Origin of the sequence: Comamonas sp. B-9 (assembly GCF_000410635.1) — a bacterium.
Lineage (GTDB): Bacteria > Pseudomonadota > Gammaproteobacteria > Burkholderiales > Burkholderiaceae_C > Comamonas.
In genome coordinates this window covers 7,638-19,051 of the sequence record NZ_KE148558.1, presented here as the reverse complement: position 1 = coordinate 19,051, position 11,414 = coordinate 7,638, and the positions used below count along the sequence as shown (strand labels likewise).

Annotated in this window: 12 protein-coding genes; 7 read left to right on the top strand and 5 right to left on the bottom strand. The window is 64.8% G+C overall.

Annotated features, from left to right (window positions below):
- The first annotated feature begins 237 nt into the window (after window positions 1–237).
- From H928_RS0110775 to H928_RS0110760, 4 genes are all read left to right on the top strand, one after another.
- Window positions 238–849, top strand: a complete 612-nt coding sequence (locus H928_RS0110775; RefSeq protein WP_021026515.1) for a class I SAM-dependent methyltransferase — start codon at window positions 238–240, stop codon at window positions 847–849.
- A 67-nt stretch (window positions 850–916) separates the two neighbouring features.
- Window positions 917–1,714 (top strand): tRNA-uridine aminocarboxypropyltransferase, encoded by a 798-nt coding sequence (locus tag H928_RS0110770; RefSeq protein ID WP_021026514.1) that lies wholly within the window; start codon window positions 917–919, stop codon window positions 1,712–1,714.
- Between the two features lie 371 nt (window positions 1,715–2,085).
- On the top strand, window positions 2,086–2,403 hold the full coding sequence (locus tag H928_RS0110765) for a DUF4148 domain-containing protein (protein WP_148293124.1): 318 nt from the start codon (window positions 2,086–2,088) through the stop codon (window positions 2,401–2,403).
- Between the two features lie 151 nt (window positions 2,404–2,554).
- On the top strand, window positions 2,555–2,881 hold the full coding sequence (locus tag H928_RS0110760) for a DUF4148 domain-containing protein (RefSeq protein WP_021026512.1): 327 nt from the start codon (window positions 2,555–2,557) through the stop codon (window positions 2,879–2,881).
- Between the two features lie 215 nt (window positions 2,882–3,096).
- Here H928_RS0110760 and H928_RS0110755 read toward each other — a convergent pair whose 3' ends face one another.
- The 4 genes from H928_RS0110755 to H928_RS27205 form a co-directional block, all read right to left on the bottom strand.
- Window positions 3,097–3,339 carry a hypothetical protein gene (locus H928_RS0110755; RefSeq protein WP_021026511.1) on the bottom strand — a complete coding sequence of 81 codons (243 nt, stop codon included), beginning with the start codon at window positions 3,337–3,339 and terminating at the stop codon, window positions 3,097–3,099.
- A gap of 63 nt (window positions 3,340–3,402) precedes the next feature.
- Window positions 3,403–3,945: a bacterioferritin gene (locus H928_RS0110750; RefSeq protein WP_021026510.1), complete on the bottom strand. Its 543-nt coding sequence runs from the start codon at window positions 3,943–3,945 to the stop codon at window positions 3,403–3,405.
- Window positions 3,946–4,051: 106 nt separating this feature from the next.
- Window positions 4,052–4,708 (bottom strand): DUF924 family protein, encoded by a 657-nt coding sequence (locus H928_RS0110745; protein ID WP_021026509.1) that lies wholly within the window; start codon window positions 4,706–4,708, stop codon window positions 4,052–4,054.
- 103 nt (window positions 4,709–4,811) lie between these two features.
- A complete protein-coding gene (locus H928_RS27205) occupies window positions 4,812–5,867 on the bottom strand; it encodes an acyltransferase (protein ID WP_021026508.1) in 1,056 nt (351 codons plus the stop codon).
- A 746-nt stretch (window positions 5,868–6,613) separates the two neighbouring features.
- On the opposite strand from H928_RS27205, the gene H928_RS0110735 reads away from it, so the two are divergent.
- Entirely contained in the window at window positions 6,614–8,626 is a 2,013-nt protein-coding gene (locus H928_RS0110735) for an acetoacetate--CoA ligase (protein WP_021026507.1), read from the top strand.
- A gap of 209 nt (window positions 8,627–8,835) precedes the next feature.
- The gene (locus tag H928_RS0110730) at window positions 8,836–10,032 is read left to right on the top strand and encodes a multidrug effflux MFS transporter (protein WP_021026506.1); all 1,197 of its coding nucleotides are present in this window, start codon (window positions 8,836–8,838) and stop codon (window positions 10,030–10,032) included.
- Between the two features lie 52 nt (window positions 10,033–10,084).
- Here the strand turns inward: H928_RS0110730 and H928_RS0110725 are convergent, their stop codons facing one another.
- A complete protein-coding gene (locus tag H928_RS0110725) occupies window positions 10,085–10,468 on the bottom strand; it encodes a VOC family protein (protein WP_021026505.1) in 384 nt (127 codons plus the stop codon).
- 289 nt (window positions 10,469–10,757) lie between these two features.
- On the opposite strand from H928_RS0110725, the gene H928_RS27200 reads away from it, so the two are divergent.
- The coding region (locus H928_RS27200) for a DMT family transporter (RefSeq protein ID WP_043339648.1) at window positions 10,758–11,414 on the top strand (657 nt) is incomplete at its 3' end.

Genomic DNA, 11,414 nt, shown 5'->3' with positions numbered 1-11,414 from the left:
GGCCAGGCACGGCCCGCAGCCGTGCCGCGCAAATGCCAGCTGGGCGGCCAGACCATCTACACCGACGGCCCCTGCCCGGCAGGCAGCCAGGAGCAGATCGTGCCGGAGAACCTGTCCGTGATCCCGCGCTGAACCGGCCCGCTGCCAATACCGCAGTGCCCCACCCGCGTGCGCCATCTGCGCGATACTGCCTGCGCAATGCAACGTGGTGCTGCATTGCATCGATAAAGGACATGCGTGCAATCAGCGGACAGGCAATGGTTTGACGAGGCGTACTACCAGCGCTTTTACTTCGACAAGAAAACCAGTGTGGTGGACCCCGCGCATGCCGCGCGCCTGGGCGCCTTTGTCTGCAGCTACCTGCAATACGTGCGCGTGCCGGTGCAGCGCGTACTGGATGTCGGCTGCGGCATCGGCCTGTGGCGCGATGCGATTGCACAGCACTTTCCACAGGCCAGCTACCACGGGGTGGAATACAGCGAGTACCTGTGCCAGCGCTATGGCTGGGAGCAGGGCTCGGTGGTGGACTATGCGCCGGCCGATGGCCAGCCCTTTGACCTGGTGATCTGCCAAGGCGTGCTGCCCTACCTGAGCCCGGCCGATCTGAAGCTGGCACTGGCCAATCTGGGCCGGCTGAGCCGGGGCGCGCTCTATGTCGAAGCCGTCGCGCGCGAAGACTATGAGCGCGACATCATCGACGACGCGCTGACCGCCCCGCGCCTCTACCGCCACCGCGCCGAGCTCTACCGCCGTGGCCTCGCCCAGGGCTTTACCGAGCTGGGCGGTGGGGTGTGGCTGAGCCGGCGCGCCGATGTGCCGCTGTTTGCGCTCGAAGCGGTGCAGAACTGATAGGCGCTAAGGGCAGCGCTAAACCCGCTGCGCTGCTTGGTTGGGCAGGGCGACGACAATAGCGCCCGTGCCATCCCAGCCCTCTTCCCCCCTTGCCAGCGAGGCCGCCAACACCGCTGGCGCCCTCGCCCCCCATGCCGTCTCGCGCCTGCGCGCCGAGCGGCTGCAGCGCAGCACCCGCCCTTTTCTGGCCCGAGGCGGCCCCAAGGGGGAGCGCTGCGAGGGCTGCCGGCTGCGCCCCAGCCACTGCCTTTGCGCGCTGCGGCCCACGCAGGCCACCACGGCGGGCGTATGCCTGCTGATGCACGATGCCGAGCCACTCAAGCCCAGCAACACCGGCTGGCTGATTGCCGATGTGGTGGCCGAGACCTGGGCCTTTGGCTGGTCACGCACAGAGAGGGATGCTGGGCTGGAAGCGCTGCTGGCCGATCCGCAATGGCAGCCCTATGTGGTCTTTCCTCAGGAGTTTGTGCATGAGCCCGGCCGCGCCGTGCAGCAGCTGCCAGCACCATCCCCGCCAGAGGGAGGCCGCAGGCCGCTGTTTATCCTGCTCGATGCCACCTGGCCCGAGGCACGCAAGATGTTCCGCAAGAGCCCCTATCTGGACCGCTTTCCAGTGCTCAGCCTGCACCCCGAGCAGATCTCGCGCTACCAGCTGCGGCGCTCGCGCCGCGACGACCATTTCTGCACCGCCGAGGTCGCAGCCCTCTGCCTGGATCTGGCCGGCGACCAGCGCGCGGCGCAGACCCTGGAAACCTACCTGGACATCTACACCCACCACTACCTGCAGGCCAAGCACCAGCTGCCGCCCGACTGGCGCAGCGCCGCGCACCAGCAGCTCCTGCGGCTGCAAAACCCTCTGTGACAGCACTGTCACTGTCGTATATCCATAGCTAATCTGGTTGCTGTGGCAGCCAACACCCCGCGTCAACTTTGACAGGGTTAACCAAGAAGTTCTGCGGCACAGTCAAACGCCAGGTTTGCCGGAATTCTCCTACGTATGCGCCTTTCCAGCGAGAGCAGTGCGTACCGGGCCCTGCCGGGACGATTGCATGGCCGCCAAAAAATTAGATCGTTTTTCAGAACAATCTATTCCGATTTAGGCTATTTATCGGAAGCGGGGCGGTGCATACACTAACTACATCGATCAACGAGAACCACACAAGGTGCACCGCACCACCCGTTGAGCGAACCAGCCCCTCATGGTGAGTCGCTGGAGTTCTCCAGGAGTTAAAAATGAACGCACGTATTTTCTCGATCGCCGGTGTAGCTGCTCTGATGTTGGGTGCCGGTGTTGCCCAGGCCAATCCCTTTGAAGGCGACCAGTCGATTGCTCCCCATGTTGCCGCCACCAGCGCCGTGAGCCGCGCCGATGTGCAAGCGCAATTTGTCGAAGCCCAAAAGAACGGCACCCTGTTGTTCAAGGGCGACCAGCTGCAAGCCAATGCCTTTGAAAAGGGCAGCAGCAACCTCTCCCGCGCCGACGTGGTGAAAGCCGCCCACGACGCCCGCGTTGCCGGCACCCTGCCTGAAGGCGAAAGCTTCGGCGAATAAGCCCGGGCAACCGCGCTGAGGCGCTGAGAGTGGGCCGCAGGCCGCTCTCGCAGCCCTCCCCCAATTTCGAATCAACCTATTTTTTGGACGCCGCCGCTCTTACCGCGCAAATCCGTGATTTGCCAGCAGCGCGGGTCCGTGGAGAGAAACCATGTTTGCACGCAATATGTCCGCTTTGATGATGGCCGCTGGTCTGGTGTTTGCCGGTGCTGCCAGCGCCGCTACCACCGCCCCCGTGGGCAATGGCTCGGACTACCCCGCCTACCCTGCAGCCCATAGCACCCTGACCCGCGCCGACGTGCAGGCCCAGGTGAGCGAAGCCCAGCGCAATGGCTCGATGGCCGTGATCGGTGACCGCATCAACACGTTCGGTGCAGAAAGCCGCACATCCAGCCTCAGCCGCGCCCAAGTGCAGCAGCAGGCCCATGAAGCCCTGGTCGCCGGCACCCTGCCTGAAGGCGAATCCTTCGGCGAATAAGTGAAGCAAACCGCTCTCCCAGGCGGATGCTGGCAGAGCGGTCAGATGTTCATGCTCTTCGCCATTGGGCGAGGCTTGAGAGACATTACAGCGGGTATGCCCGCCACACAACGAAAACGCATCTAGTGCGTAGCCCGGCCAGACCTTGTCCCATTGCGTCTGGGCCGTGCTCTTGGTAGCCACTGCCGGTTCGCCGGCAGTGGTCTTTTTACGTCTCAATCCAATGCAAAACCAGTTTCGGTGATCTGCAGCTGGCCGTTCTCGCCCTTCTGCAACCAGCCTTGCTCACAGGCATAGTCCATGGCAGGCTGCTGCTCTGCAGCGCTGACGCCATTGCGCTTCAGCACATTGCCAAGGGCATCGGCATCCAAACCATCGCCCGCGCGCAGCAGTTCCTCATTCACCATCAGGTAGAGCAGGTGCTTGGCGTTCTTGCGTGTTGCTTCGGTATCGGTCATCCGTCTTTTCCTCCATCAGCATAAAAAAACCGCAACTCGGTTGCGGTTCAGGTGTGGTGGCCCTTACTGGGCCTTTTTCATCCAGTCCGACAGCTCATCGGCATGCTCTTGCTCCTGCTCCAGGATCTGCTCGATCAGGCGGCGCGTGGTGTGGTCCTTGTCGCCAATCAGGTCGACCATCTGCGTGTAGGCCTCGATGGCGACGCGCTCGGCCACCAGGTTGGAGCGGATCATCGCATGCAGGTCCATGTCGTCGTTGTAGTCGGCATGGCTGCGGCCGCTCAGACTGTCGGGGTTGAAGTCGGGCTCGCCACCCAGCTGCACAATGCGCGTCGCAATGCGGTCGGCATGGGCCTGCTCTTCTTGGGCATGTACCAAGAACTCCTCTGCAATGGCGGGCGATTCCAGGCCCGTCGCGGTGAAGTGGTGGCGCTTGTAGCGCAGGATGCAGACCAGCTCGGTGGCCAGCGAATCATTGAGCAGGCGGATGATGTCCTCGCGGTAGGGCGAGTCATTGGGCAGCACGGCGCCCTGGTCCAGGCTTTTCTTGGCGGCATCCAGACGCTTGGAGTCAAGCGCCAGCGGGGTGCGGGTTTTGTCTAGCATCGCGGCTTCCTTTGGTGGGTGGTTGTTGTAAACACTACCCCTACAAGGTAAGCCCGCAGCAGCCCCGCGTCTGTGAGACAAGGGCTACTGTGCTTGCGCTAAAAGTTCAGAATCCTGCCCCGGGCTGGGCCAGGTAGTCCAGCTCTTGCGGCGTGCTGCTGCGGCCCAGAATGGCATTGCGGTGCGGAAAACGGCCAAAGCGGCTGATGACGGCCTGGTGGCGCAGCGCGTAGTCCCAGGTGCCTTGCAAATAGGTCTGCAGCTCGGCGGGCGCCGGGTGGCTGTCGCGCAAGCGGGCGGCCAGATCAACGCTGCGCTGCTGCAGGGCTGCATCCTCGGCATGCTCCAGCGGCAGATAGACAAACACCCGCACCACTGCCGGCAGCGCTTGGTCCCGGCCACTGTCGCACAGGCCCAGCGCCAGCTGCAGCGCCAGCGGGTCACCAGCAAAGGATTCGGGCGTGCCCCGGTAGATATTGCGTGTGAACTGGTCGAGCACGATGATGCGGGCCAGCGTATCCCAGACACCGTCGGTCCAGCCAGGCAAGTCAGCTGTTAGCGCCGCCTGCACTGTCGCACCAAAATGCGTACGAATGCGCGCATCGAAGGCATCGGACTTGCTGAACCATTGCTGCTTGTGCTGCAGCGCCTCGCTGCTGGAGGGGCGGGCGCTACCCAGCCAGAATTGCAGCACCTCATCGGCAGAGGCGATGGGCGCGGGTGCAGGCGCGGACGCAGGCGCGGGTGCGGAAGCTGAAGTCATGGCGAAGCCTGTATCTATCAAAGCCCGTTTTTACCATGCAGCCGCAGCATGCAGAAACAACAAAGCCGGGCAAGGCCCGGCTTTGGTGGGGGATGACCGCCGTTTATGCGGTGCGCGAGCCTGCAGGCTGCTGCACAGGCTTGCTGCTGGAGCGGTCGCGCAGGCCCAGCGCCCAGCGCTCGATGGTGTAGAAGGACAGCGCGGCAAACGCAGCCGAGATCGGCAGGCCCAGGATCACCACCCACTGCCAGTCGGTATGGGCGCGCAGCAGGCGCACAACCGGGTAGTGCCAGAGGTAGATACCGTAGGACATCTTGCCCACCCAGACCAGGGCCGGCAGGCTCAGCATGTCGAACAGCACACCCTTTTGCTTGCTCACCGCAACGATGATGGCGGCAGCGACCAGCTCCACCAGCGCAAAGCCCCAGAGCAGCGCACCGGCGTCGTCCCACTCGTAGCCAATCACGGCAAAGGGCAGCACCGGCAGCAGCCACAGCAGGTATTTCTGGCGCGCATGCAGCGCATCCATCCACTCGGGGCGGTGCACGGCCACAGCGGCCAGCGCGCTACCCAGCAGCATGCCGGTGGCACGGGTGTCAAAGCGGAAGAAGATTTCGTAGAAGTGCTGGCCCTGGGCCACCCAGTAGGCGCGCCAGACAAACATCAGCGCCACCAGCAGCAGCACCGGGCGCCACAGCTGCTTGCGCGCGGTATGGGCCAGCAGCAGCACCAGAAGCGGCGGCCAGACCAGGTAGAAATGCTCCTCCACCGACAGCGACCACATATGCAGCAAGGTGTCCGGGCTGTCAAAAAAGGCGATGCCGTAGTCGGCCAGGTACAGCGCCGAGACGACAACATCCTGGTTCACATCATCCAGGCCAGGCCAGATCAGCGGCGCAAACAGCCAGTAGGCGGCCAAGAACAGCAGCAAGGCCGGGGCCAGGCGCAAAAAGCGGCGCTTGTAGAAGCGCCAGAAGTCCAAGCGGCCCGATTGCTGGTGTTCCTTCAGCAGCAGCGAAGTGATCAAAAAGCCGCTGAGCACAAAGAACAGGTCCACACCAAAGAAGGCGCCATCGAACATCGGCGCATGGGCGTGGGACAGGAACACCAGGACGATTGCCACTGCGCGCATACCATCGAGCGCAGGGTTGTATTTCATACGGAATCCAGACAAAACCAAAGATCTCCATCTAACCGCAACAGGGCCTCAGCCGTTGTTGCGCTCCCAGACTTGGTGTCATTTGTTGCGCTGTTTTGGTGCAGGCCCGGAGGCTGACCAACCAGCGCTTGCTGGGAATTAAACATCTGTGCTTAACGCGCCAAGTGGCACGAAAGCTGACCCATCGGGCTTTGCGGTCCCCGCATTGCCGCTGGTCTCCAGGGCATGCAGGGAATACCAACCATGCGCCAGGGCGCGACGATTGAGAACCCGAGCCTATCGATTAAGTTCCGGCGTGAATGCATTATTTTGTGACCAATGCAGCCTAAATGCATGCATCTTGCAGTCAGCATGCAGCGCACCTGCCATCAGACACAGCAAGCCCGCTCCTCGCCGTCCATCCCCTCTGCCTTGCCTGGCCCGCTGGGTCTGTGCCCGGGGCCCCTGCCTGCCTCGCACGGTGTGCAAAGCCTGCATGGCGATGATCGCCTGCAGGCCCCCAAGCGCTGTGTAGGAAAAGACGAAAGGCGCCCGTCAGCACCCGGGCGCGAATTGTGCCAGTTCGCCAGGCACTGCGCCCGCAAAGGGCTTGGGCAGGCTGACAAAAAATAACATTGCCAAGCAGGATCAGCGGGGCGCCCCAGCAGAAACAGCGCCCCCTGCTGCCAGGGTGACAGCTTGCGTGCTAACCCCCATGCCAGCGCGCGCCGCTTTGCGTACGCTCTGGCTACGCTTTTTCTTTTGCCATGACCACCTCTGCCCTCTCCCCCCTGCCCCAGATCGAGCACTACGCGCAATGGCTCAGCCAGCAGCATGGCCTGCACTTTGACGACTACGAGGCCATGCATGCCTGGTCGGTCGAGCACCTGGCTGCATTTTGGCGCAGCATCTGGGACTACTACCAGCTTGAATCGCCTACGCCAATCACCGAGGTGCTGAGCGCCGATGCCATGCCGAATGCGCGTTGGTTCAGCGGCGCCCAGGTCAGCCTGCCGCGCCAGCTGCTGCGCCACACGGCAGCGGCCCATCAGGCCGGGGTGCCGGCCATCGTCAGCGACAACGAACTCGGCCAGGTGCGCGAGATGGCCTGGCCCGAGCTGCAGCGCCAGGTGGCCTCGGTGGCGGTGGCGCTGCGCAGCCTGGGCATTGGCCGGGGCGACCGCGTGGCCGCCTATATGCCCAATATCCCCGAGACGGTGGTCGCGATGCTGGCCTGCGTCAGCCTGGGCGCGATCTGGAGCGTCTGCGCCCCCGACATGGGCGTGGCTGCCGTGGTGGACCGCTTCAAGCAGATCGAGCCCAAGGCCTTGATCGCCGTCGATGGCGTCTACTACGGCGGCAAGCCGCTGGACCGCAGTGCGGTGGTGCAGGCCTTGCTCGCCGAGCTGCCCACGGTGCAGCACTGCATCCGCGTGCAAAGCCCCTATGCCGCCGCGCCGGTAGGCAGCCACAGTTGGGACTGGGCCACCACCGGCCAGGACGCGCAGGCCGTCGCGGCCTTCGAGCCCGAATGGCTGCCGTTTGACCACCCGATCTGGATCGTCTACTCCAGCGGCACCACCGGCCTGCCCAAGCCCATCGTGCATGGCACCGGCGGCATCCTGCTGGCCCTGCATGTGGCGGGCCTGCACAACGACCTGGGCGCCAGCTACAGCGACAGCCATGCCGGCGAACGCTTTCTCTGGTACAGCTCCACCGGCTGGGTGATGTGGAATATCCAGGTCAGCGGCCTGCTGTTTGGCACGACGATCACCATCTTCGACGGCCACCCGGCCGGCAGCAGCAGCCAGCCTGATTGGGGCGTGCTTTGGCGTTTTGCCGCGCGCCACCACACCAGCATCTTTGGCGCGGGTGCCGCTTATTTCAGCAACTGCATGAAAGCCGGCCTCGACGTGGGCGCGATCCCTGGCCTGCAGCAGGTGCGCACCTTGGGCAGCACCGGCTCGCCGCTGGCACCCGAGGTGCAACGCTGGGGCAGTGCCCAGCTGCAGGCCGCCGGCGCCGGCGAGGTGTTCTGGTGCAATATCTCGGGCGGCACCGATTTTTGTGGCGCCTTTATCGGCGGCAACCGCAGCCTGCCCCAGGCGCCCGGCCGCATGCAATGCCGCTGGCTGGGCCATGCGGTGGAGGCCTGGAACGAGCAAGGCCAGGCTGTGCGCGACGAGGTTGGCGAGCTGGTCTGCACCCGGCCGATTCCGTCGATGCCGCTGTACTTCTGGAACGACCCGGGCAAGCAGCGCTACCTGGACAGCTACTTCGACCACTGGCCCGGCATCTGGCGCCATGGCGACTGGATCCAGATCAACAGCGACGGCAGTTGCGTGATCTATGGCCGCAGCGACGCCACCATCAACCGCCAGGGCCTGCGCATGGGCACCAGCGAGATCTACAACGCCATCGAGGCGCTGCCCGAGGTGCAGGATTCGATGGTCATCGACCTGGAGTACCTGGGCCGCAACAGCTATATGCCGCTGTTTGTGGTGCTGCGCGATGGCCTGGTGCTGGACGCCGCCATCCAGGGCCGCATCGAGCAGGCGATACGCACCGCCCTGTCGCCGCGCTTTATCCCCGACACCATCGCGCAGGTGGCCGAGGTGCCGCGCACCCTCACCGGCAAAAAGCTGGAGCTGCCGATCAAGAAACTGCTGCTGGGCCAGCCCGCCGACAAGGTGCTGAACCCGCAGACCATGGCCAACCCTGGCTGCCTGCCCTGGTACGAGGAATTTGCGGCTCAGCATCTGGCACGGCACAGCGCCTGAAATCGAGACGCCCCCCGACCCGACGACAGGGCCGAGAGCCCTCCATCCAGCAGCAACCGGGGGGCGATGCAATAATGGAAATCTATCGCGATGCACCCGCTGCATCCGGCCCGGCTGCCTGAACTCTCGCGTTCCGCAGCCGCAGGCCTTTTCCAACACCGAACCCCATGAACGACCGCAGGCCCGAGGCCTGCTTGTCGCTAACGTGTATGCCTTCATCCATTTCCCTGCGCCTGGTGTTTATCCTGGGCTTGCTCTCCGCCATTGGCCCTTTTGCCATCGACATGTACCTGCCGGCCTTGCCGCAGATTGGCGCCAGCCTGCAAGCGCCCGTCGGAGCCGTGCAAGCCAGCCTGACGGCCTTCTTCCTGGCGCTGGGTGTGGGCCAGCCGCTGTTTGGCACCCTGGCCGATATGTGGGGCCGCAAAAAGCCGCTCTACCTGGGCCTGGCGATTTTTGTGCTGGCCAGCGTCGGCTGCGCGCTGGCGCAGGACATCCACACGCTGGTAGTGCTGCGCTTTATCCAGGGCCTGGGTGCGGCAGCGGGCATGGCCATTCCGCGCGCGGTGGTGCGTGATCTGCACACCGGCCACGAGGCCGCGCGCATGATGTCGCTGCTGATGCTGGTCTTCAGCGTCTCGCCCATCCTCGCGCCGCTGGCCGGCAGCGGGGTGATTGCAGTTGGCGGCTGGCGCATGGTGTTCTGGGTGGTGGCAGTGGCCGCGCTGATCGGCATGGTGGCCATGGCGCGCGGCCTGCCTGAGACGCGCGCGTCCAACAACGGCGTGGACAGCAGCCTGGGCGGTGTGCTCCAGGCCTATGGCCTGCTGCTGCGCGACTGGCACTACCTGGGCCTGGTGTTTATCGGCGCCTGCGCAATGGCCGGTTTCTTTGTCTACCTGGCCGGCTCGCCCTTTGTGCTGATCAACCACTACGGCCTCAGCACCACGCAGTACAGCATGGCCTTTGCGTTCAATGCGATTGCCTTTATCGGCGCGGCACAGTTCACCGGCATGCTGGGCAAGCGCTTTGGCCTGGTGCCCGTTGTCAAGCTGGCCGCTAGCGCCAGCGGCGTGGTGATGTGCTGCCTGCTGGCCTACTACCTGGTGGGCGGTGACCAGCTCGCCGTGCTGATTGGCCTGTACTTTGTCGCCAGCGGCCTGATGGGCCTGGTGATTCCCACCACCTCGGTGCTGGCGCTGGAGGCGCATGGCCAGATTGCCGGCACCGCCTCGGCCTTGCTGGGCACCTTGCAGATGCTCACCGGTGCGGTCGCCATGCAGATTGTGGGCCTGTTCTCCAGCGGCAAGCCGCTGCCGATGGTGGTGGGCATGGCCACCGGCGCGCTGTGCGGCGTGCTGCTGACCTGGATCACCCTGGGCGGCAAACGCGGCGCCCGGGTCTGACACCCGCCAACGACAACGCCCCGCAGCTGCGGGGCGTTTTTACTGGGGCGGATTACACCTTGGGCTGGCGGTAGGCCAGGCAGAGCTTGTTGCCGTCCGGGTCGCGCAGGTAGGCCAGGTACAGGGCCGCAGGGCCTTCGCCGCGCCAGCCCGGCGGGTCTTCACAGGCCACGCCGCCATGGGCCAGGCCCACGGCATGGGCCTGGTCGACCTGCTCGGTGCTGCTGGCGGCAAAACCGGTCGTGCTGCCATTGCCGATGCTCGCTGGCTCGCCATTGATGGGGGTGCTGACACTGAAGGTGCCGCCATTGGCGCGCCAGAAATAGCGGTTCTTGTTGGCAGCGCCCGCGGGCACGCCCAGCGCGGCGAGGAAGGCGTCGTAGAACTGGCGCGATTTCTCCAGATCGCTGGTGCCGAGCATGATGTGGCTGAACATGGAAGTCTCCTTGCAGATGGGTAAGGCGTTGGGGAAAGTTCGGGCAGCAGCCACTATAGCGGCGCTGGCGGGCGGCTGAATACGCGCGCTTGTCGCGCAGTATCCACCATCCTCCCCAGCGGTCTGCAGCCAGCACACAACAGTGCCTGGCCGTGCAAGTGCCAGTCCTTAGCCCCTGGTTCTGGTCACCTGTCGCCTGCCTGCCAATCACCGGACACGCACAGTCGCTATAGTCGCCCCGAGCCTGCTGGCATGCGTTACGCGTGCCGGGTCCAGGCACCATCCAAACATGAATTTACAAAATATCCTCGGCCCACAGGCCGCCTCGCACCTGCGTTTGATGGGCATGGCCTTGCTCTGGGGCGCGTCCTGGCCCAGTGGCCGCATGGTGGCCCAGCACATGCCGCCACTGGCAGCGTCGGGCCTGCGTTTTGTGCTGGCCGCCGTGGTGCTGCTGGTCTGGCTGTATGCGGCAGGCGGCATGGCCAGGCTCAGGCGCTGGTCGCCCAAGCGCTGGCTGGGCATGGCCGCCGCTGCAGCCACAGGCGTGTTTGGCTACGCGGCCTGCTTTTTGAGCGGCCTGCAGTACCTGCCCGCCAGCAAGGCGGCGCTGGTCATCACGCTCAACCCGGTACTCACCTTGCTGCTGGCCGCCTGGATCTTTCGGGAACGCATCAACCGCACGATTGCCTTGGGCATGGCGCTGGCGGCGCTGGGCGCGGTGCTGGTCATCTCGCATGGTGACCCGGCCCAGCTGCTGGCTGGCGGCCTGGGCCGGGGCGAGCTGCTGATCCTGGGCTGCGTGGCCTGCTGGGTCAGCTACACCTTGCTGGGGCGCGCCATTCTGGCCGGGGTCGATGCGCTGTCCACCACGGCCGTCACCGCCACCATCGGCGCCGTCATGCTGCTGGCCGCCAGCCTGGTGGTCGAAGGGCCGCAGGGCATG